Origin of the sequence: Methylobacterium sp. Leaf361 (genome assembly GCF_001424445.1) — a bacterium.
Lineage (GTDB): Bacteria > Pseudomonadota > Alphaproteobacteria > Rhizobiales > Beijerinckiaceae > Methylobacterium.
Window position 1 is genome coordinate 106574 of record NZ_LMPY01000001.1, and the last position, 26666, is coordinate 133239.

Annotated in this window: 29 protein-coding genes; 14 read left to right on the forward strand and 15 right to left on the reverse strand. The window is 70.6% G+C overall.

Annotated features, from left to right (window positions below; all coding sequences use genetic code 11):
* The first annotated feature begins 83 nt into the window (after window positions 1–83).
* Complete coding sequence (locus ASG32_RS00565; protein ID WP_056521312.1) at window positions 84–779, forward strand: helix-turn-helix transcriptional regulator; 696 nt, start codon at window positions 84–86, stop codon at window positions 777–779.
* A 37-nt stretch (window positions 780–816) separates the two neighbouring features.
* Here the strand turns inward: ASG32_RS00565 and ASG32_RS00570 are convergent, their stop codons facing one another.
* Window positions 817–1506: a winged helix-turn-helix transcriptional regulator gene (locus tag ASG32_RS00570; protein WP_056521315.1), complete on the reverse strand. Its 690-nt coding sequence runs from the start codon at window positions 1504–1506 to the stop codon at window positions 817–819.
* Window positions 1507–1561: 55 nt separating this feature from the next.
* Here ASG32_RS00570 and ASG32_RS00575 point away from each other — a divergent pair, with 55 nt between their 5' ends.
* Entirely contained in the window at window positions 1562–1990 is a 429-nt protein-coding gene (locus ASG32_RS00575) for a VOC family protein (RefSeq protein ID WP_056521318.1), read from the forward strand.
* Window positions 1991–2028: 38 nt separating this feature from the next.
* A complete protein-coding gene (locus ASG32_RS00580; protein ID WP_056521320.1) occupies window positions 2029–2391 on the forward strand; it encodes a DUF1428 domain-containing protein in 363 nt (120 codons plus the stop codon).
* A gap of 64 nt (window positions 2392–2455) precedes the next feature.
* On the opposite strand, the gene ASG32_RS00585 is transcribed toward ASG32_RS00580, so the two are convergent.
* From ASG32_RS00585 to ASG32_RS00595, 3 genes are all read right to left on the reverse strand, one after another.
* Window positions 2456–2878: a DUF2852 domain-containing protein gene (locus ASG32_RS00585; RefSeq protein ID WP_020091747.1), complete on the reverse strand. Its 423-nt coding sequence runs from the start codon at window positions 2876–2878 to the stop codon at window positions 2456–2458.
* 174 nt (window positions 2879–3052) lie between these two features.
* On the reverse strand, window positions 3053–5470 hold the full coding sequence (locus ASG32_RS00590) for an MASE4 domain-containing protein (protein WP_056521322.1): 2418 nt from the start codon (window positions 5468–5470) through the stop codon (window positions 3053–3055).
* Between the two features lie 332 nt (window positions 5471–5802).
* Window positions 5803–6612, reverse strand: coding sequence for a GntR family transcriptional regulator (locus ASG32_RS00595; RefSeq protein ID WP_199866062.1), 810 nt, complete (start codon window positions 6610–6612; stop codon window positions 5803–5805).
* Between the two features lie 53 nt (window positions 6613–6665).
* Here ASG32_RS00595 and ASG32_RS00600 point away from each other — a divergent pair, with 53 nt between their 5' ends.
* Window positions 6666–7595 (forward strand): PfkB family carbohydrate kinase, encoded by a 930-nt coding sequence (locus ASG32_RS00600; protein WP_056521325.1) that lies wholly within the window; start codon window positions 6666–6668, stop codon window positions 7593–7595.
* A gap of 1 nt (window position 7596) precedes the next feature.
* Here the strand turns inward: ASG32_RS00600 and ASG32_RS00605 are convergent, their stop codons facing one another.
* A complete protein-coding gene (locus tag ASG32_RS00605; protein WP_157861887.1) occupies window positions 7597–8757 on the reverse strand; it encodes a helix-turn-helix transcriptional regulator in 1161 nt (386 codons plus the stop codon).
* A gap of 260 nt (window positions 8758–9017) precedes the next feature.
* On the opposite strand from ASG32_RS00605, the gene ASG32_RS00610 reads away from it, so the two are divergent.
* Together ASG32_RS00610 and ASG32_RS00615 are read left to right on the forward strand one after the other, a co-directional pair.
* Entirely contained in the window at window positions 9018–9221 is a 204-nt protein-coding gene (locus tag ASG32_RS00610) for a hypothetical protein (protein ID WP_056521329.1), read from the forward strand.
* Between the two features lie 16 nt (window positions 9222–9237).
* Window positions 9238–9924, forward strand: a complete 687-nt coding sequence (locus ASG32_RS00615; protein ID WP_056521332.1) for a LysE family transporter — start codon at window positions 9238–9240, stop codon at window positions 9922–9924.
* A gap of 124 nt (window positions 9925–10048) precedes the next feature.
* On the opposite strand, the gene ASG32_RS35550 is transcribed toward ASG32_RS00615, so the two are convergent.
* The 4 genes from ASG32_RS35550 to ASG32_RS00630 form a co-directional block, all read right to left on the reverse strand.
* The gene (locus ASG32_RS35550) at window positions 10049–10177 is read right to left on the reverse strand and encodes a hypothetical protein (protein WP_020091741.1); all 129 of its coding nucleotides are present in this window, start codon (window positions 10175–10177) and stop codon (window positions 10049–10051) included.
* A gap of 108 nt (window positions 10178–10285) precedes the next feature.
* The gene (locus ASG32_RS00620) at window positions 10286–10522 is read right to left on the reverse strand and encodes a hypothetical protein (RefSeq protein WP_020091740.1); all 237 of its coding nucleotides are present in this window, start codon (window positions 10520–10522) and stop codon (window positions 10286–10288) included.
* Between the two features lie 143 nt (window positions 10523–10665).
* Window positions 10666–12021, reverse strand: a complete 1356-nt coding sequence (locus tag ASG32_RS00625; RefSeq protein ID WP_056521335.1) for a sigma-54 dependent transcriptional regulator — start codon at window positions 12019–12021, stop codon at window positions 10666–10668.
* Window positions 12018–13823: an ATP-binding protein gene (locus ASG32_RS00630; protein WP_244491751.1), complete on the reverse strand. Its 1806-nt coding sequence runs from the start codon at window positions 13821–13823 to the stop codon at window positions 12018–12020. The genes ASG32_RS00625 and ASG32_RS00630 overlap by 4 nt, the downstream gene beginning before the upstream one ends.
* A 352-nt stretch (window positions 13824–14175) precedes the next feature.
* On the opposite strand from ASG32_RS00630, the gene ASG32_RS00635 reads away from it, so the two are divergent.
* The gene (locus ASG32_RS00635; protein ID WP_056521340.1) at window positions 14176–15519 is read left to right on the forward strand and encodes a dicarboxylate/amino acid:cation symporter; all 1344 of its coding nucleotides are present in this window, start codon (window positions 14176–14178) and stop codon (window positions 15517–15519) included.
* A 174-nt stretch (window positions 15520–15693) separates the two neighbouring features.
* On the opposite strand, the gene ASG32_RS00640 is transcribed toward ASG32_RS00635, so the two are convergent.
* Both ASG32_RS00640 and ASG32_RS00645 read right to left on the reverse strand, forming a co-directional pair.
* The gene (locus ASG32_RS00640; RefSeq protein ID WP_056521343.1) at window positions 15694–16770 is read right to left on the reverse strand and encodes an HD domain-containing phosphohydrolase; all 1077 of its coding nucleotides are present in this window, start codon (window positions 16768–16770) and stop codon (window positions 15694–15696) included.
* A 23-nt stretch (window positions 16771–16793) separates the two neighbouring features.
* The gene (locus tag ASG32_RS00645) at window positions 16794–17345 is read right to left on the reverse strand and encodes a protein phosphatase CheZ (protein WP_056521344.1); all 552 of its coding nucleotides are present in this window, start codon (window positions 17343–17345) and stop codon (window positions 16794–16796) included.
* A 463-nt stretch (window positions 17346–17808) separates the two neighbouring features.
* Between ASG32_RS00645 and ASG32_RS00650 the strand changes: the two genes are divergently transcribed.
* Genes ASG32_RS00650 through ASG32_RS00660 form a run of 3 tightly spaced genes read left to right on the forward strand, consistent with a single transcriptional unit; the run spans window position 17809 to window position 20371 of the window.
* A complete protein-coding gene (locus ASG32_RS00650) occupies window positions 17809–18402 on the forward strand; it encodes a TadE/TadG family type IV pilus assembly protein (protein ID WP_056521346.1) in 594 nt (197 codons plus the stop codon).
* On the forward strand, window positions 18402–19040 hold the full coding sequence (locus ASG32_RS00655; protein WP_056522208.1) for a TadE/TadG family type IV pilus assembly protein: 639 nt from the start codon (window positions 18402–18404) through the stop codon (window positions 19038–19040). The genes ASG32_RS00650 and ASG32_RS00655 overlap by 1 nt, the downstream gene beginning before the upstream one ends.
* A gap of 17 nt (window positions 19041–19057) precedes the next feature.
* Window positions 19058–20371: a TadE/TadG family type IV pilus assembly protein gene (locus ASG32_RS00660; protein ID WP_056521349.1), complete on the forward strand. Its 1314-nt coding sequence runs from the start codon at window positions 19058–19060 to the stop codon at window positions 20369–20371.
* A 15-nt stretch (window positions 20372–20386) separates the two neighbouring features.
* Here the strand turns inward: ASG32_RS00660 and ASG32_RS00665 are convergent, their stop codons facing one another.
* Entirely contained in the window at window positions 20387–21004 is a 618-nt protein-coding gene (locus tag ASG32_RS00665) for an XRE family transcriptional regulator (protein ID WP_026604724.1), read from the reverse strand.
* Between the two features lie 139 nt (window positions 21005–21143).
* On the opposite strand from ASG32_RS00665, the gene ASG32_RS00670 reads away from it, so the two are divergent.
* Genes ASG32_RS00670 through ASG32_RS00685 form a run of 4 tightly spaced genes read left to right on the forward strand, consistent with a single transcriptional unit; the run spans window position 21144 to window position 24602 of the window.
* Window positions 21144–21917, forward strand: coding sequence for an ABC transporter substrate-binding protein (locus ASG32_RS00670; RefSeq protein ID WP_056521351.1), 774 nt, complete (start codon window positions 21144–21146; stop codon window positions 21915–21917).
* Window positions 21918–21922: 5 nt separating this feature from the next.
* The gene (locus ASG32_RS00675; RefSeq protein WP_056522211.1) at window positions 21923–22576 is read left to right on the forward strand and encodes an amino acid ABC transporter permease; all 654 of its coding nucleotides are present in this window, start codon (window positions 21923–21925) and stop codon (window positions 22574–22576) included.
* Complete coding sequence (locus ASG32_RS00680; protein WP_020091727.1) at window positions 22573–23304, forward strand: amino acid ABC transporter ATP-binding protein; 732 nt, start codon at window positions 22573–22575, stop codon at window positions 23302–23304. Before ASG32_RS00675 ends, ASG32_RS00680 begins: the two co-directional genes overlap by 4 nt.
* An 8-nt stretch (window positions 23305–23312) precedes the next feature.
* Window positions 23313–24602 carry an FAD-binding oxidoreductase gene (locus ASG32_RS00685; RefSeq protein WP_056521354.1) on the forward strand — a complete coding sequence of 430 codons (1290 nt, stop codon included), beginning with the start codon at window positions 23313–23315 and terminating at the stop codon, window positions 24600–24602.
* Between the two features lie 16 nt (window positions 24603–24618).
* On the opposite strand, the gene ASG32_RS00690 is transcribed toward ASG32_RS00685, so the two are convergent.
* The 3 genes from ASG32_RS00690 to ASG32_RS00700 are packed head-to-tail and all read right to left on the reverse strand — an operon-like array spanning window position 24619 to window position 26605.
* Window positions 24619–25782 (reverse strand): MFS transporter, encoded by a 1164-nt coding sequence (locus ASG32_RS00690; protein WP_056521357.1) that lies wholly within the window; start codon window positions 25780–25782, stop codon window positions 24619–24621.
* Between the two features lie 33 nt (window positions 25783–25815).
* Window positions 25816–26253: an arsenate reductase (glutaredoxin) gene (gene arsC, locus ASG32_RS00695; protein ID WP_056521361.1), complete on the reverse strand. Its 438-nt coding sequence runs from the start codon at window positions 26251–26253 to the stop codon at window positions 25816–25818.
* Entirely contained in the window at window positions 26246–26605 is a 360-nt protein-coding gene (locus ASG32_RS00700; protein ID WP_056521364.1) for a metalloregulator ArsR/SmtB family transcription factor, read from the reverse strand. Before ASG32_RS00700 ends, arsC begins: the two co-directional genes overlap by 8 nt.
* Window positions 26606–26666 lie beyond the last annotated feature (61 nt).

The window sequence follows — 26666 nt, forward strand, 5'->3', positions numbered from 1 at the left end:
CGGCCGAGTCAGCCGTAAACGCTTCGGTCCAAACCGAAGCGTCGTCGGATGCGGCGGGCGTTGAGCGCGTGTAGGTTCAGCTCATGACGCAGGGTCCTGCACTCTCCGAGATCGGCGCGCTCGTCGGAGATCCCAGCCGCGCCAATATCCTGTCGACCTTGATCGACGGGCGAGCGCTGACCGCGACCGAACTGGCCTGGACGGCCGGCGTCGCGCCAGCCACCGCGAGCGAGCACCTGACGAAGCTCGTGGCCGGCGGCCTGCTCACGGTGTCGCGCCAAGGTCGGCACCGATACTTCCGCCTCGCCTCCGTCGAGGTCGCCCGCATGCTCGAGGCCATGATGGTGATCGCGAACCGGGGCGAGCCGGAGGAAGCGTCGCGCCGAGCGACGCCGCGGATCGATCCAGCCTTGCGCGAGGCCCGCACCTGCTACGATCACCTCGCCGGACGGCTCGGCGTCGGGATCGCCGATGCGCTGGTCGCACGGGGACTGATCGTCCTGGGCGAGGAGGCGGGTGAAGTGACCGCATCCGGCAGTGCGTGGCTGGCCGCGTTCGGTGTCGAAGTCGAACCGGCCGGACGAACCCGCCGCCTGCTCTGCCGCCCCTGCCTGGACTGGAGCGAGCGGAGACCGCACCTCGCCGGCCGTCTCGGAGCCGCCCTGTGCCGCCGCTGCGAGGATCTCGGGTGGATCGAGCGTCAGCGCGACGGGCGCGCCATCCGCGTGACCGAGAGGGGAAGACTCGGCTTCGAGAGCGAGTTCGGCTTGGTCGAGTGACGGTCGGTCGTGATCCGGTCTGCACCCTCCAAAGCGATCAGAACGCCTTCCCCGGCAGGCGAAACAGTCTGGCGAACCGCTGCACGACGTCCCGGTCCCCCTCCAGCGACACCTGCCCCGACGCCTCCGCGTCGGCGAGCGGCAGGCCGCCGTAGACGATGGCCGCAACGACCGGCGGTGCGGCGCCGACGACGGCGTCCGCCCCGAGCGCGTCGGCGCGGGCGGCGTGAAGTTCGCCCTCGCTCACCGTGACGCGGAAGGCGTCCTCGTCGAACCGGAAGCCGATCGTCGCCTCGAAGCCGGAGGCCTGTGCGGGGTCGAACATCGTGCGAAACGACAGCATGAGCGAGGCCGCCGAGAGCGGCAGAGCGGGGTCGTGGGAGGGCGAACGGGCCGCCCAGCGCCCGAGGACCGAGAAGATCGGCTCGGCCTCGTAGCCCCATGGGGTCAACTCGTAGACCGGCGTCGAGGCCGGCGGTGGCAGAGTCCGCTGTGCGACGATGCCCGCCTGCTTCAGACCCTGCAGCCGCTCGGTCAGCACCTTCGCGCTGATGCCGCTGAGCGCCCCTCGGATCGCCCCGAACCGGCGCGGTCCGAACAACAACTCGCGGACGATCAGGAGCGCCCAGCGCTCGCCGAGAAGCTCCAGGCCGTGGGCGGCGCCGCAAGCGTCGTCGTACCAGCGCGGTCTCGCAGCCGCAATTTTAGTATCTTTTTGTAACTTCATGGTTGACTTAGGTAACTGATACGGTCAAGCTCGGCAAGCCGTTGAGGAGGTCGCCATGCCCAAGATGATCTTCGTGAACCTGCCCGTCGCCGACGTGGAGCACGCGGCCGGCTTCTATGTCGCCCTGGGCGCCCAGCGCGACCCGCGGTTCTCGCAGGCCGGGACGGTCGCCGCGATGGTCTTCTCGGACACCATCGTGGTCATGCTCCTCAGCCACGCCCAATTCGCGAACTTCGCGCCGCGCGCCATCGCCGATGCCCGCGCCGCCAACGAGGTGCTGGTCTGCCTGTCGGCGGAGAGCCGGGCCGCGGTCGATGCGAGCGTGGAGCGCGCCGTCGCCGCCGGCGGTCGCGCCGACCTGCGGCCGCCGCAGGAGATGGGCACGTTCATGTACGGCCAGAACATCGAGGATCCGGATGGCCACGTCATCGAGCTGATGTGGATGGACCCCGAGGCCATGACGCGAGGGCAGGCTCCGGCCTGAAGCCTTTCCGCGCGCACCCCGACTCGAGGAGGCAACCCATGACTTACGTGAGCGGGTTCGTCACGCCGGTTCCCGACGCGAACCGGGAGGCCTATGTCGCGTCGGCCAGGGCGGCCTGGGCGCTGTTCCGGGAGCACGGCGCGCTCCACCAGATGGAGGCCTGGGGCGACAACGTTCCGGAGGGCGAGCGGACCGATTTCCGGCGGTCCGTCGCCCTTCGCGACGGCGAGAGCGTCGTCCTCGGGTGGATCCTCTGGCCCGACCGGGAAACGGCAGACCGGTGCGAGGCCGCGATGCGGACCGATCCGCGCTTCCGCGATCTGACCATGCCGTTCGACGGGGCGCGGATGATCTTCGGAGGTTTCGCCGCGGTCTTCGAAGCGTCGCGCGGGGCGGCGTAGAGGAGACGAGGATCCTGATCCTCGACGGCGTGGCCCCGACGCTCCGGTGCAACCCTCAGGCGACCTAGCCTTTTCGATGTTCGGCCTGATCGGCGGTGCCGGCAATGTCGACCGCTGCCCCCGATCCCGCGGGATGTTCCGCCACGAAGCGCTCGAAGGTCGCGCGATCCTTGGCGCGCTTCAGCGCGTCGACGAAACCCTCGAAGTCCCGGAGACGCGTTTCGAGCGCGCGGCGCTCCCCCTCGATGCGGCCGATCTCGCCGTCGCGCCAGGCGTCGAAGGCGGTGTTGCCGCTGGTCCGGGGCGGCGTGAACCGGCGCCGCTCACGGAACCCGGTGCCGGGCCCGAGCGACCGGCGCAGGCGTTCGAGGCCCGGCAGGCCGGACAGCCCGAGATCGCGCCGCACGAGCGCCTGCCGCGCGACGAGGACGAGGGCGGCGAAGCTGCCGACATAGAGGGCATCGTGGATCCAGGGCATGATGGGCATGGGACAGCTCCTTGCGCGTGTCGGCGCCGTTGATGACGGACGGAGCATGCCGACATGCCGCTGCTGCGGGCTGAACCGGTCGGTTAAGGCCGGGTTAAGCCTTCAGGCCTGTTGACGGACAACCCGTCCGCGACGCCGCGCGATCGCGGGGCGGAATGCCGTGGGTCCGGGGGTTCAGCCCAGGACGACCCGGAGCTTGTTGGCGAGTTCGTCCCGTTGATAGGGCTTGCTCAGGAGAGGCAGGTCGGCCGGCACCGCGTGCTCGTCGAGCGCCGTGCCCGTGTACCCGGACGTCAGGAGCACCCGCAGGCCGGGACGCAGGCGCCGGGCCTCGACCGAGAGCTGCACGCCGTTCATGCCACCGGGCATGACGACGTCCGAGAACAGGATATCGATGCGCTCGGGGCCGCCCAGCCGCTCCAGGGCCTCCGACGCCCGGGTCGCGGTCAGGGTCCGGTAACCGAGCTCGCCCAGGCTCTCGACCGCCATCTCCAGCACCGCCGGCTCGTCCTCGACCACGAGCACCACCTCACCGGAGGCCGCCCGCCGCAGCGGGAGGGTGTTGTCCGGCCGGGCCTCGACGGCCCTCTCGGCCGAGCGCGGCAGGTAGAGCTCGACGGAGGTGCCGGCGCCGGGCTCGCTCTTGATCTGCGCGTGCCCTCCGGCCTGCCGCACGAACCCGTAGACTTGGCTGAGGCCGAGGCCCGTTCCCTTGCCGACATCCTTGGTCGTGAAGAACGGCTCGAAGGCGCGGCTGCGCGTGGCGGCGTCCATGCCCTGGCCCGTGTCGGTGACCGAGACGAGCACGTAGGCGCCCGGCCGCAGGTCGGGCCGGTCGGGAATCTCCGCGGCATCGAGGTGCCCGTTGCAGGTCTTGACCGTCAGGACGCCGCCGTCCGGCATCGCGTCCCGGGCGTTGACCGCGAGGTTCAGCACCGCACTCTCGAACTGTCCCGGATCGAGCCGGACCGGATCGAGGACCGCGTCGAGGTCGAACCGGATCTCGACGGTCTCGCCGACGGCCCGCTTCAGCAGGGCCTGGAAGTCCTTGAGCAGCCGGTTGGGGTTGACGGTCTCGGGCCGGAGCACCTGGCGCCGCGAGAACGACAGCAGCTTCTCGGTGACCTCGGCCCCGCGCCGCGCCGCCGTCATCGCCGACGTGGCCAGCCTCTCGACGCGCTGCGGGTTGTCGGGCTTGCGCACGATCATGTCGAGGTTGCCGACGATGATGGTCAGCAGGTTGTTGAAGTCGTGCGCCACGCCGCCGGTCAACTGGCCGATGGCCTCCATCTTCTGAGCCTGGTTCAGGCGTTCCTCGGCCTCGCGCTGGCGCGTCGTGTCCATCACGACGCCCGCCATGGACCGGGGCTGGCCGCTCCCGTCGCGGTAGACCTTGCCCCGCATCGTGACCGAGCGGGCGGCCCCGTCCTCGGCCCGCCGGATGTGGCAGTCGATGTCGAGGCGGCCCGTCCCGATGGCGGCATCGAACGCCGCCCGCACGGCGTCTCGGTCCTCGGGGACGACGTGCTCGACGAAGGTCCCGACGTCCCATGCCGCGACCGGAGCGCTGTGGCCGAAGATCGCGTCGTGCCTCGGCGACCGGCGCGCCGTGTTGCCACGGAGGTCGAGCTCCCAGTCGCCCATCTCGGCCGCTTCCAGCGCCAGGGCGAGGTTGTCGCGGGCACGCTGCAGCTCCGCCCGCCGGGCCTCCCGGTCCTCGGCGGCGGCCGCGGCCTGGGCGTACAGGAAGTCGACCTCGCGCAGGTAGACGCCGAGCAGGATGAAGCCGGCCACCAGGGCTTCCATCCGGCCCGCGAACCAGCCGACCGTGCCGCGGGCGGCGCCCGGAAGCGTGACCATGTTGTCGAAGACGAGCAGCAGAAGCGACACGGCCAGCCAGAGCTGCAGCACGGTCCGCAGGCGGGTCTTCCACCACAGCACGGCCAGCGCGACGACGGTCAGGGCGACCACGCCCGGCCCGATGCCCGAGGTGGTGAGCAACCAGTAATCGTCGCCCTCGACGCATTTCGGCAGGAGGTGGACGTAGCGGACGGCCACCACGCCGGTGAGCGCGGCGGCCGCGACGGTCCCGGCGACGGTGGCCCAGCCGATCCGTCCGGCCTTTCCGCGCGGGGCCTGCGGCGGACGCTCGTCGCCCTCCAGGAGCGCGTAGGGCAGCGCGAAGAGCGGCGGCCCGAGATGCCAGAAGGTCCAGAGCCACGTCGTGGTGTCCGGCCCGTCGCCGAGGAGCCGACCCTGCGCGAGGACGTTCGGGAACGACAGCATCTGCAGGAGGACGACGAGCGTCACGTAGAGGCTGCCGGCCCCGAGCACGAGCAGCGGCGCCGAGCCGATGCGGCGGTACTGCGTGAGGAACAGGTACGTGGTCAGGCCGTAGACCACGATCAGCGCCGATTGGTAGACGGGCACGAAGCCCGGCATCGGCGGCATCGGGCGGTTGGCGAACGGCAGCAGCGCGAGGGTGACGGCCCCGAACAGGAGGCTGACGGCGACCGCGAGCCGACGCTGCGTCCGGCCGGCCCGGGCTGTCGCCAGGGTCGCCAGGGTCGGCGCCGTCGAGGACTCGCTCATCGTGTGCTCCGGACCGAAGCGGGATGGCTGGCTGCGCCGGCTGATCGCTCGCGAGACATCAGGTGTACCACGGCGCTTCTCGCTGTTCCACGCGAGGCATCGGGGCGTTCCCGTCCGTTAAAAGGGCGAAGCTCGGCCGTCGCTCCCGTGCCGTGGCGGCGGTGGGCGACGGATGGCGGCCTCGGCGGAATCGCCTTGCCCGGCGAGAGTGGAGAGCTCTTTCCTGAAGGAGGCGGGTCCCCGGCGCGGGCTGGAAGCGGTTCGAGCGGGGCATCGCCCAGCCCGTCGTGCGCACCGTACGGAAGCGAGTCCGGTTCGGTCAGCCGGGCACACTACGCGCGCAGATTCAGCCGATAGCGATAGGCATCGCCTCGGAACAGGCCTTCCACGTACTCGATCATCACCGAGTCCTGATTGTAGCTGTGGCGCTTGATCAGCAGGCACGGGAGGGGCTGTTCGAAGGCGAAGATCTCGCACTCGTCAGCCGTCGGCATGGTCGCCTCCACCGTCTGCTCGCAGCGCACGAGGCGGCCGCCCGGGTGCGCGCTCAGGAAGGCGTAGACGGAACCGGAGAGGTCGCCGGTCTCGAGGGCGGGCACGGCGCGGATGTTGTACCAGGCGACCTCGCGCGACATCGGCACGCCGTCGCCGGAGCGAACGCGCGTCAGACGCAGGAACGGGGCCGTCGAGGGCAGGCCGAAGATCGATGCGATCGAGCGGTCCTCGGTGACCGCCCGATCGAGGATGCGCGAGGATGGGATCTTCCCCAGCTCCCGCATCTCCTCCGTGAAGCCCTTGAGCCGGTCCATACCCGGGCGCACGGGCTCGGGGGGACGGCGCACGAGGAAGCCGCAGCGCCCGCGCGGGACGAGCAGCTCGTTGTCGCTGAGTTCGGCATAGGCGCGTTGGACCGTCACGCGGCTGACCCCGAGGCTGTCGGCGAGCTGGCGCTCGGCCGGCAAGGTGACGCCCGGCGGCAGCGAGCCCGACAGGATCAGTTCGCGAAGCTGACCCTCGATCTGCCGGTACAGCGGCATCGCCGTGTCGGCGCGCAGGCGGAGGAGAGAGAGCACGGAGGGACGCTCGCCCTCCGCGAGGTCCGCCTCGACATCACCCTTGATCGTCCGATTTTTGGGGCGCACGTCCGATCGGCCTCCGGTACAGCTATTCGCAGTGTACAGGTTCGGAGCGCTCCATGCGCCTGTTCGTCGTCGGAAGCTTCGTGATCGCCTGCTCGGTCAAGGTCGCGCGGCTGCCGCAGGCGGGCGAGTCCCTCGATGGCTTGGCCTTCCTCGCCGAGCCTGGCGGCAAGGGCTTCAACCTCGCGCTCGCCGCGCACCAGCTCGGCGTCGGGGTGGACGGACTCTTCGCCGTCGGCACGGACGTGTTCTCCCCTATGGTCCGCGCCACCTTCGCGCGGGTCGGATTCGCCGAGGACATGCTGGTGCCGCATGCCGGCTCGACGGGCGCCGGCGTCGCGTTCGTCGACGCGGCCGGCGAGAACTGTCTCGCGGTCTGCCTCGGGGCCAACCTCGCCCTCGGTGCGGAGGACGTCCGAGCCGTCGCCGCCCGCCTCGAGCGAGCGGACCTCGTGGCGGCGACGTTCGAATCGCCGGACGCCTCGATCCGAGCGGCGTTCGCGCTCGCTCGGCAGGCGGGCATCCCCACGCTGCTGAATCCCTCTCCGATGCGCCCCATCGACCCGGCGATCCTGGCCGATACCGCGATCCTCGTCGTCAACGCGGTCGAGGCCGCCGACCTCGGCCTCGGGACTCCCGACGCCATCGCGGACGCCACGGAAGCGACGCCGGGGATCGCCGCCCTGCTCTCCGGAGGCCTCGGACTGCTGATCGTGACCCTGGGAGAGCGCGGCGCGGTGGCGTTCCGCCCCGGACTGCCCCCCCTCCGCCAGCCGGCCTTCGCGGTCGCGGCGGTCGATACGGTCGGCGCGGGGGACGCGTTCACGGCCGGGCTGATCGCGGGCCTGCTCGCGGGAGAGCCCCTCGACGCGATCCTGCGGCAGGCCGCGGCCTGCGGTGCGCTCACGACCTGCCAGTTCGGGGCTTTCGAGGCCTTTCCGACCGCGCAGGTGCTGGCCGCCTTCCTCCGCGACGCCGATATGTGATTCACGCCGCGCCCAGGCGCTTCGTCGTCTGCCCGCTGAAGAGCGCGAGCGACGTGACGATGCTCAGCAAATCGGCCTGCCGCTTCGTTCCGGTCTTGTTGAAGATCGAGTTGAGCTGGGTGCGGACGGTGCTTGTCTGGACGCCGACGCTCTCGGCGTAGCTCTGCAGACGCAAGCCTCCGGCGAGCGCCTGGAGCAACCGCGCCTCCGCCGGGGTCAGGTCGAACAGCATGTTCAGCAGGCCGTCGTCCGGAACCGCCCGCGCGCCGACATGCACGAGAACGAGGAGCACCGCCGAGGCACCGAAGACGTCGCCGGGGCGCTGCTTCAGGCGCATGACATGAGCGATCTGAGGACGGTGATCAGAGTAGCTGCGCACCGGCATGGTCTGCGCCGGGCGCCGGCCGCCAACGACGTTGCCGATCGCGTCCTGCAGCAGCTTGCTGTTGATCAGGCTCTTGAAGAGCTGGCCGCCGTGCTGGCCGGGGGGCAGGACCTCCTCCCGCTCCTGCAGCCGGGCATTCATGGTCAGCACCCGACCCGAGGCCGACAGAACGGCGGCGGGGAGTCCGATCTGGCTGAGCGTCGCGGTCGTGACGCGGCCGCGCTCGCAGCTGAACTGGGCGCTGAGCTCGCAGGCGCGCACGAGGTGTGGTCGCAAGGCGTCAAGTCCGGGCAGGACGGAGGCCTCATGGGGGCCGGTTTGAGCCCGCCGTTCGGCGGTGACGATCGCGATGTCGCCTGTCGAAAGGGGAATCGTTGTGCCCACCTGCCAGAACGGCCTGTCGCCTTCGCGGGGCCAGCCTTCGTAGGAGGCCGGCACGAGGTCGACGTCGCGCGTGAAGCCCGCCTGGGCGTCGGTGCGCCACGGCGCCATCCGACCGCTGCTGCGCCCCGCGCCGGTCTGGTGACCGAGGCGCTGCTCCAGGGCCGGTGAGGCGATCCAGCGGGAGGTCCCGACGGGCGGGAGCACCGTGAGCGCAGCGCCGTCCGAGTTCGCCATATCGCCGATGGACTGGAGGACGTCGGGCCAGAGTTCCGGCGTGCCCGCAGCCTCGTAGATCCGGTCGATAAGCGCTTCCCGCATTGGCACGTCCCGCGACGATTCTTCTGACCGCGGTAATACCAATATCAGTCCAAAACCGACATTTGCATCCTTCAAACAGAGGATGCCGTCCGGCAGGGACGGTGCGCCGAGGGCCGTTTCGACGGACTCACCGCCCCCCGGCCCCGGACACGCGGCGTCGACACGGCCGCCCGGACAGCTGGTGCGGCGGTGTAAGTGCCTGGCGCCACGGTGCTTTGTCGCCCGACCGGGACGCCGGCGGCGAGCGCGGCGCGGCGCTGGCAGCGCCATCCGCCGAACAGAGGATGCCAGGGTTCCCGCCCTCCCTAGTGTGTCGACGCGAGGGAGGAACAGCCATGAAAACAGTCGTCGCCACCGTCGTGGTCGTCTTGTTCTGCGCCGGCGCCCGCGCCGACGAGCTGAACGACATGCCGGACATCGCGTGTGCCCAAGCGTCGTCCGCCGTGGAGCGCGATCACATCGGGTGCCCGGGCACCGACAGGGCGGCCGCGGGGTCCCGGGCGGCCGCCTCGCCCCTCGACCGCGCGGAAGACGACTGACCGGATTCCCGGTGCCATGAGCGTCGTCGCCACGGCACTGCTCACCGGCGCGAGTCTCGGTCTGTCCATCGCCGCGCCGATCGGGCCGACGAGCTTGCTGTGCGTTCAGCGAACGCTGTCAGGCGGCCTGTCGACCGGCCTCGCCACCGGGCTCGGTGTCGCCACCGTGCACCTGACATACGGGGGTCTCGTCATGCGCTGGGGCGCGGAGCTCGCCGCGGTGTGGTCGAACGGCGCCGTTCTCTCCCTGATCTCGGGGGCTGTGCTTCTCGCCCTCGCGGTCCGGGTGCTTCGCAGCGTCTCGGTGCTGCAGGAGGGCCGCGCGTGCCGCGACACCCTGGCGGTGAGCTACGGCAGCGCGGTCGTGCTGGCCCTGACGAATCCGGTCACCCCCGTGCTGTTCCTGGCCGCGATGCCGGCCTTCCTCGAGCGCGGGACCGCACCGTTCCCGGTCCTGGCGGCCGGTGTCTTCGTCGGCTCGTTCGGCTGGTGGGTGGTGCTCAACACCGCGGTGTCCCTGTTCCGGCGCTGCGTGACCAGCCAGGTCCTGAATCGGATGAACACGGCCGCGGGCCTTCTTCTCGCCCTCCTGGCGCTGAGCTTGCTCGTCCGGGGGCTGGACGGTGGCACGGCGGCCCGTTCGAGCAGCGCGGGCGTGAGCGGGGTGTCGGGCGCGGGCACCCGAGCGCCGAGCCGGCTCTGAGCCGCCGCGCAGCGCGGTCGACAGCGTGGCCGCCCCCGGCCGTGTCGGCGGTGATACCGCGGACCGGATCCGGAGAGCCGCGCCCGTCAGGAGCGTCGGAGGCGAACGGTGGGCGCGGGCCGCGTCACTGCCTGCCAGGCACGGTGCCGTGGACGGCGTTGCGCCATGCCTCCGCGCCGCCGGCTTGGTGCCAGAGCCACGCCGTTGCCGCCACCCAGGGGCCACCAATCAGGATGAAGGCGATCAGACCCATGTCGTCCCTCCTCGGCTAGGGAACGCCAGCCTACGCCAAATCGACGCGAACGTCAGGTGGACCTGTCCCGGCCGCGCGCGCGCCGGGGCCGCTCGGCGTCTCGGCACGTCAGCCGACGGGGCCGGCATCGAGCGACACGCGGAAGCGCATCCGCACCACGCCCGTGTCGTCGCGGACCGCCGCGATGTAATCTTGGCGCCCGGGCCGGTCGGAGAGCCCCTGCGCGATCCGCGTCATGATCTTCACGGCCTGCGACCGGGCGGCTTCGAGACCGGGCAGGTCGTAGCCGTCCTTGTCGCGGACGAGCTCGGTTCCGTCGTGCAGGTCGATGAAGAAGCGGGGCATGGGCGGCTCGGCGGGGGGATCCGTCCGCTACGCTAAGCAGTTTCCGCACCGGCCCGCGTACCCCTTTTCGGCAGGTCGCCGTCGCGGCGCTCCCGTGATCGCGCCGGCACCGTCGATGGCTCGGGACGGGCCGGGCGACGGCCCTAGCGGTAGTCGCCCGGGGTCAGACCGTGCCGGGCCATCTTGTCGTAGAGGGTCTTGCGCGGCAGGCCGAGGGCTTCCGCGGCGGCGCGGACATCGCCGCCGGCCATGATCAGCTCGTCGCGGATCAGCTGCCGCTCGAAGCGATCGACCTGATCGGTGAGGCTGGCGGCGGCCCTCTCGGCCGCGGGCTGCGCCGCCGCCGCGAGGCCCAGCGCGCAGCGCTCGGCGAAATGGCCGAGCTCGCGGACGTTGCCGGGCCAGGCGTGGCGGCGCAGGTGCTCGCGGATCGCCGGCGTGACGGGCGGCACCGGGCGCCCGAATTTCTCCGCGGCCCGGCGCAGGAAGTGCTGGAACAGCAGCAGCACGTCCTCCCCGCGGTCGCGCAGGGGCGGGATCGCGATCGTGATGACGTTGAGCCGGTGATAGAGGTCGTCGCGGAAGGTGCCCTGCGCGGCCGCCTGCCCGAGATCGACCTTCGTGGCGGCGACCACGCGCATGTCGACCGGGCGCACCTCGTTGGTGCCGAGCGGCTCCACGGTGCGCTCCTGGAGCACGCGGAGGAGCTTTACCTGCAGCGGCAGCGGCATGCTCTCGATCTCGTCGAGGAAGAGCGTGCCGCCCTGCGCGTGCTCGATGCGGCCGACCCGGCGCTTGAGGGCCCCGGTGAAGGCGCCGGCCTCGTGCCCGAACAGCTCGCTCTCGACGACGCTGTCGGGCAGCGCCCCGCAATTCATGGCCACGAGGTTTCGCTCCGCGCGGCGGCTCCACCGGTGCAGGGCGCCGGCCACGACCTCCTTGCCGGACCCGGTCTCGCCGAAAACCAGCACGTCGACGTCGGCCTGCGCCACCTCGCGCACCAGGGCGCGCAGGCCCACGATCTCCGGGGAGGTCCCGAGGAAAGCCGGATCCTCCTCGATCGCCGCGTCCAGCCGGGCCCGCAGCGCCCGGTTCTCGATCACGAGCCGCCGCCGCTCCAGCGCCCGGCGCACGGACACGACGAGCGCCTCGGCGGGATAGGGCTTGGCCAGGAAGTCGTAGGCCCCGTCCTGCATGGCGGCCACCGCCATGCGGATGTCCCCGTGGCCGGTGATCAGGATGACCGGCAGGTCGGGGTCGACCCGGCGCAGCCGCGTCAGGAGGGCGACGCCGTCGAGCCCCGGCAGCCGCACGTCGGTGACCACCACGCCGGGCGGCGCGGCCAGGATCGCCGCGAGCGCCGGCTCGGCGGCCGCGAAGGCCTCGACGGCGAAACCCTCGAGCTCCAGGCTCTGGCCGTTGGCCCGGCGCACGTCGGCCTCGTCGTCGATGAAGACGACGCGCTCGGTCCCCGCCTGCGCGTCCGCCGGTCCGCTCACGGTGTCGCTCCCACGGGCTTGCCCACGTTCGGGACCGCGTCCGCCGCCCGGATCATCTCCATCCGGAAGACCGTCCCGGCGCCGTCGCCGCCGGCCAGGATCAGGTTCCCGCCGCAATCCTCCACGATCCCGCGGGATATGGCGAGGCCCAGGCCGAGGCCGTCCGCCTTGGTCGTGAAGAAGGCGTCGAAGATCTGGCCGCGCACCTCCGCGGGGATCCCGGGCCCGGTATCGGCCACCTCGATCGCGACGCGCTCGTCCCCCTCGACGAGGTGCAGGCTGACGCGGGCCTCTTCGCGACCCGCCACGGCGTCGACGGCGTTCTGCAGCAGGTTGACCAGGACCTGCTCCAGCCGCGGGCCATCCCCGAGGACGCGCAGATCCGGGGCGGGCCGGTCCGCCTGCAGCGGGACGTGCAGCGTGGCGGCGCGCGCCGCCACGAGCTCCAGCGCGTTCGCCACCACCTCACGCAGGGAAACCGGTTCCCGCCGCGGCGAGGCGCGGCGGGCGAAGCCCTTGAGTTGCCGGGTGAGTCCGGCGATGCGGTCGGTGAGCCGCCCGATGGCGGCGGCATTCTCGGCCGCGTCCTCGCCCCGGCCGCGGCGGATCAGGATCGCGGCATTGTCCGCGTAGGAGCGGATCGCCGCCAGCGGCTGGTTGATCTCGTGGGCCATGCTGGCCGCGAACTGGCCCAGCGCCGCGAGCCGGCCGGCCTGCGCCAGTTCGCGGCCGAGGCGCTCGCGCTCGGCCTCGGCGCGCTGCCGCTCCGCGATCTCGGCGCGCAGCTGGGCATTGGTCTCCCGCAGCGCCCGCGTCCGCGCCTCGACGCTCGATTCCAGCTCCGCCCGGCGCGCCGCGGCCTCGGCGAGCCGCGCCCGGGTCCGGCGGCCGCGATCGGTGAGCGCGAAGATCCCGTACCCGGCGAATGCCGTGACGAGGGCCGCGATGATCCAGGCCTGCAGGCGTTCCCGCTCGACGGCGGTGCCGAGCGGCGTCAGCGTCCGCAGCTGCCAGTCCGTGCCCGGTACGGGCGCCTGCGACAGGATCGCGCTCCAGGCCGGCAGCGACCCGCGCCCGACCCGCACCACGTCCGGCTCGCCCGCGACCGGATGGAGCGGCAGGCGCTCCAGGCGGGCGTTGCCGAATTCCTGTCCCGCCTCGATCCGGGCGCGTTCGGCCGCGTCGACGGCGTTGAGCGTGTCGAAGCGCCAGCCCGGCTCGCTGGTGACGAGGACGATGCCACGGGCGTCGGTGACGAAGGTGACCTCGCGGGCGGCCCGCCACGCCGACTCGACGGCGTCGAACTCGACCTTCACCACGACGACCCCGCTCCCGGCCCCGATCCGACGCGCGAGGTACAGGCCCGGCCGTCCGCTGACCGTGCCGAGGGCGAACTGGGAGCCGGCGCCGCCGGCCAGGGCCTGCTTGAAATACGGGCGGAACCCGTAGTCCCGGCCGACGAAGCTGCGATCCTCGCCCGCGTTGCTCGCCGCGACCGTGAGTCCGTCGGCGCGGATGATGTAGATGACCGCCGAACCCGTGGCGGCGGCGACCTGGGCGAGCCGCCGGTCGACACGGTCCAGGAGGTCGCGCCCGGGATCGGGACCGACCGCGGCGGCGACCTCGGGGTCGGCCGCGAGCGCCAGCGGCAGGGACGCCTGCTTCTGCATCTCCGCGAGCAGGACGCCGACCTGAAGGCCGATCGCCGAACGGGCGCCGCGCCGCAGGTCCGAGAGGGCCCAGCGCTCCGCGGCGCGCCCGGCGAGCCACGCCGTCACGAGGATCGCGCAGAGCCCGACCACGACGGCGACACCCCGGCGCGAAGGCGGGCGATGCCCGGAGGGCGGGTGCCCGCTCACCGACGGCGGGCCAGTGCGGAGATCCGGACCGTTCCGACCGGCGACGTGCGGGAATCCGCAAGACCACCCGCGGCCCTGCCGGGAGCCTGCTTGAAAAAAGCTATCTCCAGCAAGTGGTTAAAGAAATGTAGCGGCCGTCGGTCAATTGGCATGCCGGTTGCCATTCTCGTCACGAAACGCAGCCATGTCGTCAGAGAACGGCTGCGCGCCGGAAGGCCAACAGCAAGCGCGGACACCGCCGGGACACCCCGACGCGAGCCGCCCCGCCCGAAACCCGAGACAGGGAGAACGCCCGATGGCTGCCGTACCCTCACCACTCACCGCCCCGCATCCGCCCGCCAAATCGAAGCCGCTGTACCGGACCCTGTACTTCCAGGTCCTGGTCGCCGTCGCGATCGGCATCCTGCTCGGCCATTTCTACCCGCAGCTCGGCGCCGAGTTGAAGCCGCTGGGCGACGCCTTCATCAAGCTCGTCAAGATGATCATCGCGCCGGTGATCTTCCTGACCGTCGTCTCCGGCATCGCCGGGATGACCAACCTCGAGAAGGTCGGTCGGGTCGGCGGCAAGGCGCTGATCTACTTCCTGACGTTCTCGACGCTGGCGCTGATCGTCGGCCTCATAGTCGCCAACGTGCTCCAGCCGGGCAACGGCCTGCACATCGATCCGAAGTCGCTCGATCCGAAGGCGGTCGCCACCTACGCCGGCAAGGCGAAGGAGCAGAGCATCGTCGACTTCCTGATGAACATCATTCCCACGACGGCGGTCGGCGCCTTCGCGGGCGGTGAGATCCTGCAGGTGCTGTTCTTCTCGGTGCTGTTCGGCTTCGGCCTCGCCTTCCTGGGCGACCGCGGCAAGCCGGTGCTCGACATCATCAAGGTCCTATCCGAGGCGATCTTCGGCGTCGTCAACATCATCATGAAGGTCGCCCCGATCGGCGCCTTCGGCGCGATGGCGTTCACGATCGGCAAGTACGGGATCAGCTCGCTGGCCAACCTCGCCTACCTCGTCGGCGCCTTCTACCTGACGTCGGCGATCTTCGTACTGGTCGTGCTCGGGGCGGTCGCCCGCTACAACGGCTTCTCGATCATCAAGCTCATCCGTTACATCAAGGAAGAGCTGCTCCTCGTGCTCGGCACGTCGTCCTCCGAGTCGGCACTGCCCTCGCTACTGGAGAAGATGGAGCGGGCCGGCTGCTCGAAGCCGGTCGTCGGCCTCGTGGTGCCCACGGGCTATTCGTTCAACCTCGACGGCACCAACATCTACATGACCATGGCGGCGCTGTTCATCGCGCAGGCGACCGACACGCCGCTGAGCTACGGTGAGCAGGCGCTGCTGCTGCTCGTCGCCATGCTGTCGTCCAAGGGTGCCGCCGGCGTCACCGGCTCGGGCTTCATCACCCTGGCGGCGACGCTCGCCGTGGTGCCCTCCGTGCCGGTGGTCGGCATGGCGCTGATCCTCGGCGTCGACCGCTTCATGTCGGAGTGCCGCGCGCTGACCAACTTCATCGGCAACGCGGTGGCCTGCATCGTGGTGGCGCGCTGGGAGAACGAGGTCGACGAGGCCAAGCTCGCCGCGGCCCTGTCCGGCCAGACCATAACGCCGCTTCCCCCCGCGCCGGCTCTCCAGCCGGCCGAGTGAGCCCGCGGCGTCGCGGGCCGCGCACGGCGCAGCGCGCGACGCCGTGACGGTGGAAAACGCACGCCGCGCCGCGGATCCCTCCGCGGCGCGGCTCTCGCATGCCGAAGGAACGCGGCCGAAGGAACGCGGCCGAAGGAACGCGACGGAGCCGCGGCCCGACGCCGCCGAACGCTGTCAGGCCGCGTCGAGCGTGTGGGGCGCGAAGGCGGCGACGACCGGCCGGAACGCGCCGACGATCGCCGGGTCGAGCCGCCCCGCCATGCCCTCCAGGATCGCGTAGGCCGCCTCGCTCGCCATGGGCCGCTTGTAGGGCCGCTGCTCGATCAGGGCCGCGTGGATGTCGCAGACGGTGACGAGGCGGACGAGGTCGGGGATCTCCTCCCCCTTGAGCCGGTCCGGATAGCCCGACCCGTCGAGCATCTCGTGGTGCGACCGGACGACGTGCAGCATCTGCTGCTCGAAGCCCTGATCGACGAGCATGCTGTAGCCCTTCTCCGGATGCAGCCGCATGACGGCCAACTCGGCGTCGTCGAGCCGGCCCGGCTTGTTGAGGATGGCGGCCGGGATGTGGATCTTGCCGACGTCGTGCAGCAGGGCCGCCTTGGTCAGGCGGTGGCGCTCCTGCTCGCCGAGGCCGAGGCTCGCCGCGAAGGCCGCCGCCAGACCGGCGACCAGCAGGCAGTGCTGGTGCGTGGCGTCGTCGAACTGGCGGACCGCCCGGACCCAGTCGCGGATCCCTGTGTCCCGGATCGCGAGGTCGATGGCCTGGGTTCCGTTGTCGATGACGCCGGGCGTGATCGGCTGGTCGGGCACGAACACCGAGGCATAGAATCCGCGCACCGCCGCGGCCGTCCGCACGGCGCAGGCCGGCGGGGGCTCGTCCGCGAAGGTCGCGAGGCGCGCGGCCGCGCGCGGCGCCCCCAGCGTCTCCCGCAGGCGATCCGTGTCGAAGGGCGCGCACAGCGTGTGGGTCGCGCCGAGGGCGACGCCGAGCAGCCGGGTTCGCGGGCTGTCGGTGTGGAGCAGGACGGTCAGCGGAGCGCCGTGCCGGACCTCCGCGAGACGGCGGCGGAGACGTTCGACGGAGCTCGCGCCCAGATCGTGCACGTCGGTGACGATCGCGGTCGCGCCGCCGAGGGGCAATTCCGCGGCGCGCAGATCGTGGAGCTCACAGGACAGGCCATCGGACAGGTCCTGGGCCAGGCCCTGGCTGCGTGCGGGATCGTCCGTGATGAGGAGTATCCGGCCCATCGGCACGCCTTCCGGATCGCGCCTTACGGGAACATCGCGTCGACCGTGTCCTGCGATACCGAGGCGTCGCCGGGCAGGACGGGGCCGTTGAGCAGGGCCGCCTCCTCGCTGCGCGTGTCGGCCGTCGAATTCGGCCGCGACGGCGGATCGCCGGGACCGGACCAGACGCGCAGCATCTCGCCGATCCGCTCCTCGACGAGGACGATCGTGCGCACGACCTTCGAGATCCGCTGGCCGGTAAGGTCCTGGAAATTGCAGGATTCGAAGATCGTCTGCATCTCGATCTGGATGGCCTGGGCGTCGGCCCGGTTGGCGTCCTCGCCCGACCGTCTCACGATGCCGCGCGCGAGCGTATCCACCTTCTCCGAAGCCGTCAGGATCGCGTTAGTGGCGTCCTCGGTGCCCTGCACCACGGCGAGGAGCTCGTCCCGCGCGCGGCTCGTCTCCTGTTCCTGCCGGAGGTCGGCGATCTCCTGGCGCGTGCGCGCGATCGCGTCGGAGATCGACAGGAGCTGGGTCCGGAGGAGCCCAACACCCTCTTCGATGGAGGCAACGTCCGGCAGAGCGCGGGCCATGATCGGGGATCGCCATGCGGTTTATATTGGCCGGTGAAACTATCGGCGACCTCTTAAGCCGCGCTTAATGGCACTTATCTCGACGCGATTCTGTGCCGCTCCGGCCGATCGTGACTGTGCAATGTCCTATTTCCACGTCATCCATACGTCAAAGCACGCCGAACGTGCGCCGAACCCGCGCCTCGTCTTGTCGACCGCTTCGCGCGACGTCGACGCGACGATCTCCGCCTGGCCGGAGAGTGCGATCTCGCCGCGTTACCGATGAGGGCTGGAACAGCCGCGCTCTCAACTGTTGGTTGATGCTAACGAACTATTCCGGCGCCCGCTCGGTAGCACATGTGCGTGATCGGCTCGACTTTGAGCAGTGATGCGCGGAGAAAAGTAAGCTTTTTATGCTCTCTCGAGCTCGGTGGTTCCGATTTCGAGTTGGGATGTGAGCAGGGCAATCCGAGCGGCGTCGCGCTTGCTCGACCTCCGGGAACGGGCCGCGCGCTTCGCGCGGGCACGCGGGGGCGCGACGGCCGTGGAGTTCGCCCTGGTGGCCCTGCCGTTCTTCGCGCTGGTCGGGGCCTGCCTCGAGAACGGGATCGTGTTCTGGGAGCAGGAGATCCTCCAGCAGGCGGTGTCCGACGCCAGCCGGCAGATCTACACGGGCACGTTCCAGACGACGAACGCCGGCACAACCGACCCCGCGACGCTGATGAGCCGCTTCCGGACGGCGATCTGCACGCAGCCGAACGGCACGCCCCGGATCACGATCTTCACCTGCGCCAACGTCCGGGTCAGCGTGATGAAGGTGGCCGATTACGGGTCCGCCACCCCGGTCTCGCCGGTCGCGACCAACGCCAGCGGTACGAGCGACTGGAACCCGAACTTCGCCAGCTACGCCTGCGCCGGGAACTCGGCCATCGTGATCGTGCAGGCCGCGGTCGACATCCCGGTCTTCTTCCCGCTGCTCGGTGCCGCCGTGCCCAACCTGCCGAACAAGCGGCGGGTGCTGCAGGCCGCGACGGTGTTCAAGGTGGAGCCCTACTCCGCACCGTCGGGGTGCTCGTGATGGGCGGCCTGCCGATCGGCCTGAGCCGCTTCCGCCGCGATGAGCGCGGGATCGCCGCCGTCGAGTTCGCGCTCGTCCTGCCCCTGCTGATCGTCCTGTATTTCGGGACCGCCGAGCTGACGCGCGTCGTGGACGCGACCCGGAAACTGACCCTGTTCGCGCGCACGCTGGGCGATCTGTCCGGACGGGTGGACAACGCTCTGGCGACCCAGAACGGGATGGCTCTGGCGACGCAGGACGGGATGACGAAGATCACCAGTGCGGCGACCGCGATCCTGCGCCCGCTGGACGCGTCCGGCCTGCAGATCGTGGTCAACGCGATGGGCGTGGAAACGGTCAACGGGTCGCTCAAGGGCTTCGTCTGCTCCAGCTGGCCGCAGAACGCCACGAAGCGCCCGGCCAACCAGGCCAACGGGAGCAACGGACTCCCCGCGACGCCGGCCGCCTATCAGTTCGACGGGGCCCGCTACATCCTGGCGGAAGTCACGATGCCCTACACCCCGATCATCGGGAGTGCCCTGTACCGCTGGATCTTCGGCGGCCGCGGATTGACCTTCACGCGGCAGATCCCGTGGTCCGAGCGCACCCCCAGCGAGATCGTCATGCCGGGCGGCACCGCCTGCCCGGTCTACAACTAGTGTTTGAGGGAAGGCCCGTGTCGGTGTTCCGCATCCGGTTGAACCGCGCTCTCAGGCTGGCCGTCGCGGCGTTTCCGCGGGCGCGCTCCGGTCAGGTCGCGCTGACGTTCGCGCTCGTCACGCTGCCGGTCATGTTCGCCACGGCGGCGGCAATCGATTACGGGCGCCGCAATGCCGCGAAGACCCAGCTCGACACCGCCCTCGACGGCGCCGTGCTCGCGGTGATGTCGCAGAAGACCAACACGATCCCGACGACGACCTTGCAGAACATGGAGACGCAGTTCCGCGCCGAGGCCGCCAAGGTTCCGGGCGTCACGGTGACCTCGTTCGCCCCCGGCGCGCCGGTGAACAGCGCGAAGACGCTGAGCCTCACCGCCACCTACACGGCGACGGTCAAGACCAGCCTGGCATCGATGATGCAGATCCCGGCCATGCCCATCAGTGGCACGTCCTCGGCGACCCGCAACACCTCGCAGTACATCAACTACTACCTGCTGCTCGACAACTCGCCGTCGATGGGCCTCGCGGCGACCGATGCCGACGTGAGCAACATGAAGCGCGCGACCAACGGGTGCGCGTTCGCCTGCCACCAGCACACCTTCGACAACAAGGGCAACATCATCGGCGACGATCAGAACGACTTCTACCATGTGGCGTCGCGGAACAACATCAAGCTCCGCATCCAGGTTCTGAGAGACGCGGTCTCGGCGCTCGTCGATCAGGCGAATGTCAGCATGTTGCTGCCGCAACAGTTCCAGATGGAGATGTGGACCTTCAACGATTCGGTGACGCAGACGCGGCTGCAGGCGATGACGCCGACCTTGAACAATATCAAGACCGCGACCCCGAATATCGATATCGCCTACGCCTACTACAATCAGTCCGACAATCAGACCGATTTCGAGCGGGCCATCGCGAAGATGAACGCGACGATCCCGGCCAGCGGCGACGGGCTGACGCCGGACAAGCCGATCCGGTTCCTGTTCATGGTCACCGACGGCGTCGAGGACACCGGCGGCAGCGTCACCAACCAGAGCGCGGGTTTCCAGATCCAGAGCAACCGCTTCATCGGGCCGCTGAGTCCCTCGACCTGCACGAATCTCAAGAACAAGAACGTCAAGATCGGGATCATCTACACGCAGTACCTGCCGATCTACGATAACGATTTCTACAACAGCTACGTCAGGCCGTACGAGTCGAAGATCGGGCCGGCCCTGCAGGCCTGCGCGTCCGACGGCATGTATTTTCCGGTGACCACGAACGGCGACATCACCGCCGCCATGCTGAAGCTTTTCAGCACCACGCTCGCGAGCGTGCGCCTGAGCAACTGACGCGCCGCGCCCCGCTCACGTCGTCGCCGGTGATCCGAGGACGTTGACCCACAGGACGGTGGTCTGGCTGCGCGGGTCGGGATTGCTGAAGCGGTGCGGCCGCCGGCTCTCGAAGCGGAAGCTGTCGCCCTCCGCGAGCTGGAGCGTCCGCGCCTCGACGATCAGGGTGAGGCGCCCCGCGAGGACGAGGCCGGCTTCCTCGCCGTCGTGGCTGAACGGCTCGTCGCCGGTGCTCGCGCCGGGCTTCAGCACCATGTGGAACAGGCTCATCCCCTGCGTGCCCCCTGGCGGGGTCAGGAGCTGCTTGGTGATGCCGGCCCGCCAGAGCTGAAGTTCCGGCCGGTCCTTCCGGAACACGACGATGGGATCCGGGTCGGGCGCGTCCGGCCCCGCTTCGAACAGGCCGCCGATCCCGATCTGCAGCGTGTCGGCGAGCAGCGCCAGGACCCGCAGGGACGGCGATGACAGGCCCCGCTCGACCTGGCTGATGAAGCCGATCGACAGGCCCGTGCTTGACGCCACCGCCTCCAGCGAGAGCCCGCGCGCGCGACGCAGGCCGCGCAGGCGCTGACCCACAGCCCGGTCGACCGGTTCCGGACCCGTTGCCTCGCCTCGGGGGATGCTCACCGTCACGCCAGCCTGCCTCTCGTGTGCTTCTTCATGCACGTGAAAGTCGCTTGCGTCGATACCGAAAACGTGCGGTATTCTTCACGAGAATGAAATCGGGCCCGGCTTCCGCCGCGTGACCCGGGCACTGCACGGGAGCGGCACCATGGGAAGACGGTTGGCCAAGCTGTGTCTGTCGTCGGCGCTGCTCCTCGGCGTCCTCGGCGCCCCCGTCGGCGCGCAGGCCCTGAAGGTGGGATCGACGCCCACCGGCCTGCCCTTCACCTTCCTCGATACCAAGACGAACAGCATTCAAGGCGTGATGGTCGACCTCGTCAACGCGGTCAGCAAGGAGGCGGGTTTCACGGTCGCGGTCGAGCCGCTGCAATTCTCGACGCTGATCCCGGCGCTCACCGCCTCGAAGATCGATATCATCGCGGCGGCGATGTTCATCACGCCGCAGCGCAAGGAGGTCGTGTCGTTTTCGGCGCCCGTCTACAGCTACGGCGAGGGGCTGATCGTCCCGAAGACCGACACGAAGGACTACACGTCCTTCGCCGACCTGAAAGGCGAGACGGTGGGCGCCCAGGTCGGCACCGCCTTCGTCGAGCCGCTGAAGAAGTCAGGCCTCTTCAACGAGGTGAAGATCTACGACGCGATCCCCGACATCATCCGGGACGTCAATTCCGGGCGGCTGAAGGCCGGCTTCGCCGACGCGCCGATCCTCGCCTACTACGTCAAGCAGGGCCTGTTTCCCGGCGTCCGCCTCGTCGAGACCTTCAAGCCGACCGTCGTCGCCTCGGTCGGCCTCAGCGTCCGCAAGACCGACACCGAGCTCCTCGCCAAGATCGACAAGGCGCTCGCCAAGCTGAAGGCCGACGGGACGCTTCAGGCGATCTTGACCAAGTGGGGTCTGCCGCCGTCGGCCGACCGGTCCTGACCTTCATGCGCGAGTTCCTCGCCGACGCCCAGGACTACCTGCCGATCCTGCTGCAGGGCGTGCAGCTCACGATCCTGATCACGATCGCGTCCCTGGTGGTCTCGACGCTGCTCGGGCTGGTCTGGGCGGTGATGCGGGTCTCCGGCATCGCGATGCTGTCGGGCTTCAGCGCGGTGATGATCAACATCCTGCGCGGCATCCCGATCATCGTGCAGCTGTTCTACATCTACTTCGTGATGCCCGATTTCGGCCTGTCGCTCACCGCGGTCCAGGCGGCGATCATCGGGCTCGGCATCGCCTACTCGGCCTATCAGGCCGAGAACTTCCGCGCCGGCATCGAGGCGGTGGATCGCGGGCAGGTCGAGGCGGCACTGTCGATCGGCATGGGCTGGGGCATGACCATGCGGCGGGTGATCCTGCCGCAGGCGATCCGGATCGCGCTGCCGCCCTACGGCAACATCATGATCATGATGCTCAAGGACTCGTCGCAGGCCTCGACCATCACGGTCGCCGAATTGGCGCTCCAGGGAAAGCTGATCGCCTCGTCGACCTTCAAGAACACCAGCGTCTACACGCTGGTGGCGCTGATGTACCTCGCGCTGAGCCTGCCGCTGATCCTGCTGGTCCGCCACTTCGAGGCGAAGGGGCGGCATCGATGATCGTGCTGGAGGACGTCCGCAAGCATTACGGCGCGCTGGAGGTGATCAAGGGCGTCTCGGCCGAGGTCACCAAGGGCGAGGTCGTCTGCATCATCGGGCCCTCGGGATCCGGCAAGTCGACCCTCCTGCGCTGCATCAACGGGCTCGAGGCCTACGACGGCGGCGAGATCCGCGTCGACGGGCAGCGGGTCGACCGGGACAAGCGCGGCATCAAGGCGATCCGCACGCGGGTCTCCATGGTCTTCCAGCGCTTCAACCTGTTCGCCAACCGAACCGCGCTCGAGAACGTCGTCGAGGGGCCGATCCACGTGAAGGGCGAGCCCCGGGGCGAGGCCGAGGAACGGGCGCGCGCCCTGCTCGCCCGGGTCGGGCTCTCGGGCAAGGAGCACGCCCGGCCGAACGAGCTCTCCGGCGGGCAGCAGCAGCGCGTCGCGATCGCCCGGGCGCTCGCCATGCGGCCGGAGGCGATCCTGTTCGACGAGCCGACCTCGGCCCTCGATCCCGAACTCGTCGGCGACGTGCTGAAGGTCATGCGCGCCCTCGCCGACGAGGGTATGACGATGCTCGTGGTCACCCACGAGATCGGCTTCGCCCGCGAGGTCGCCGACCGGGTCCTCTTCCTCGACGGCGGCCGACTCGTCGAGCAGGGGCCGGCCGCCGAGGTCCTCAACCGGCCGCAGAATCCGCGTACCCGGGACTTCCTGCAGCGCGTGCTGCACCCGCTCTAGGACACGCCGTGGCCGAACCGTTCCCGCTCGCACCCTCGCTCTGGCCCACGACGGCGGCGCCCGCGCCGGACACGCCGCCGCTGGCCCGATCCGGCCTGGCCGAGGTGGTGATCGTCGGCGGCGGGTTCTGCGGCCTGTCCACCGCCCTACATCTCGCCGAGCGCGGCATCCGACCCGTCGTGCTCGAGGCGCAGGAGGTCGGCTACGGCGGGTCCGGTCGCAACGGCGGCCAGGTCATCCCGGGCCTGAAATACGATCCCGCCGACCTCGTGGCGCGGTTCGGTCGGGAGCGCGGCGAGCGGCTCGCGCGCTTCGCCGGCGGGACCGCCGACGTCGTGTTCGACCTCATCGCCCGGCACGGGATGGACGTGCCGCATTCCCGCGCCGGCTGGATCCAGGGCGCCCACACCGAGGCCGGGCTCGCCGAGGTCGCCAAGCGGGCGGCCCAGTGGGCGGATCTCGGTGCGCCCACCCGCGTCCTCGACAGGGCCGAGACCGAGCAGCTGCTGGGGACCGACCGCTATCTCGGCGGCTGGCTCGACGGCCGCGGCGGGGCGATCCAGCCCCTGAGCTACGCCCGCGGCCTCGCCCGGGCCGCCCAGAAGGCCGGCGCCACGATCCACGGCGGATCCCCGGTCACCGGCCTCGAACGGACCGGATCGGGCTGGACCGTCACCACGGCCCAGGGCGAGCGGGTGACGACCGGCCGGGTCGTGCTGTGCACCAACGGCTACACGGGCGGTCTGTGGCCGAACCTCGCGCGGACGGTGATCGCGGCGAACTCGTTCCAGGTCGCCACGGTGCCGCTGACCGATAACCTGCGGCGCTCGATCCTGCCCGAAGGCCACGTCTCCTCGGACACGCGCAAGCTCCTGCTCTACTTCCGCCTCGACCATACCGGACGCCTGCTGATGGGCGGCCGCGGTCCGTTCCGGGAGCCGCGCGACCCCGCCGACTGGGCCCATCTCGAGCGGATCGTCGGCAAGCTCTTCCCCCAGCTCGACGGGATCGCCTTCGACCATCGCTGGTGCGGCCGCGTCGCGATCACCCGGGACTACCTGCCTCATCTCCACGAGCCGGCGCCCGGGCTCCTCATCGATATCGGCTGCCAGGGCCGGGGCGTCGGCCTCCAGTCGGCGATGGGCCGGGCGATGGCCGCCTACATCGCGACCGGAGATGCCGGCAACCTGCCCCTGCCGCTGACGCCGATCGAGCCGCTGCCGCTCCACGGGCTGAACCGGCTGTACGTCTCGGCGATCATCGCGTGGTACCGCCTGCGCGACGGCGGCATCCGCTGATCCTACCGGCCCGCCATCACCGCGCGCGCCACAGCGCCCCGATCAGGCCCAGGGCGGTGAGCGCCAGCGCGAGGAGCATCCACCACAGGGCGCCCGGCCCGACATGGGTGAGCACGACGGCCCCAGCCGGCGGCGCCAGGGCCTGGGCGGCCAGGGCCGGCCGGGCGAGGCGGCCGACCACCAGCGGGTAGCGCACGGGGCCGAACAGGGCGAGCGGGACCGTGCCGCGGGCGATCGAGTAGATCCCGTTGCCGCCCGCGTAGAGCACCAGCCAGAGTGCCACGCCCGGCAGCCCGGCCGCGAGGAGCCACAGCCCGAGGGCGATCAGGCCGAAGGCGGCCGTCAGTGTCCAGAGCGGGTGGTGGCGGCCCTTGAGGGAGATCTCGGCGACGCGGGCGCTCACCTGCGCGGGCCCGATCAGCGCCCCGTACGAGACGGCGGCGGCGAGCGACACGCCGCGCGCCTGCAGCAGGGTGAGCAGGTGGACCGACACCTGGGACATGATCGCGCCGCCGAGGACCAGCACCCCCGCGAACAGCAGGAACGCGCGGCGCTCTTGGGTCGATAGCGGCGCGGACCCCGTTCCCTGTGGCCCGTCGGAGACCGGGAGTGCCGGCGCGTGCGGGATCATCGCGAGGATGAGCGGCAGCGTCACCGCGAGGTGCAGGCCGGCATAGGTGAGGCAGGCGCCCCGCCAGCCGATATGGGCCACCAGGAAGGCCGAGAGCGGCCAGCACACGGTGCTGGCGAACCCGCCCCAGAGGGTCAGCGTGGTGATGGCCGGCCGCGCGGCCGCGCCGTAGAGCCGCCCGAGGGTCGCGAAGGCGGGGTCGTACAGGCCGCAGCCCATGCCGGCGCCGAGGATCAGCCAGCCGGCGAGATAGATCGGCAGGTTCGGCGCCACGGCCACGACGGTCAGCCCGGCGGCGAGGAGCAGCGCCGCGAGGGCGAGGACCGGCCGCCCGCCGTGCCGGTGGATCGCCGCCCCGACATGCGGCGAGGCGAGGGCCGCGACGAGGAGGCCGAAGGCCAGTCCGCCGACCACCCAGGCGAGGGGCCAGCCGGTGCTCTCGGCGATGGGGGCCGCCATCACCGCCGGCAGGTAGAACGACGAGCCCCAGGCGAGGATCTCCACGACGCCGAGTGCGGCGATCACCGGCCAGCGGCTGGCTTCGCTCATGTCCGGACCGCCGCCGCCACGGCCCGCGGGCGCTCAGGCCGTGGCGACACGGCGGCCCTGCTCGTCGACCACCGGCTCGCCGTCCTCCTTCACAAAGCCGCCCCGCTGCGGCGACAGGAGATCCAGCACCGCCTCCGAGGGACGGCACAGGCGTACGCCCTTCGGCGTGACCACGAGCGGCCGATTGAGCAGGATCGGATGCGCCGCGACGGCGTCGAGCAACTGCCCGTCGGTCAGGTCCGGGTTGCCGAGGTCGAGCTCGGCGTAGGGCGTGCCCTTCTCCCGGAGCACGTCGCGCACCGACAGCCCGGCGCGGTCGAGGAGCTGCAGCAGCAGCGCGCGGGCCGGCGGCGTCTTGAGATACTCGATCACGTGGGGCTCGATCCCGGCGTTACGGATCATCGCGAGGGTATTGCGCGACGTGCCGCAGGCCGGATTGTGGTAGATCACGACGTCGAACGGCTCAGACATGTGCTGCGTCTCCCGAGGGGCTGAGGCAGGCGGCCAGGGTCTCCGCCGCCGGCGTGCAGATCTCCGCGCGGCCCTGGCAGCAATCGCGCATCAGGAACGCGATCAGATCGGCCAGCACCGGGTAGGCGGCACTGTAGCGGATGGAGCGACCGTCGCGCCGCGAACCGACCAGCCCGGCGCGGCTCAGTTCCTTCAGGTGATGCGACACCGTGGCGGCCGACACGCCGACCGCCTCGGCCAGCGTGCCGGAGGCGAGGCCCTCCGGACCGGCTCTCACCAGCGCCCGCACCAGCCGCAGCCTGTGCTCCTGCGCCAGGGCCGCGAAGGCCGCCAGGGCTTGCGCGTCGTCCATTTTCCCGCCAATCTTCAAACGGTTGTTTGAACGTATGAGAAAGCGTCCCGGTGAGCAAGAG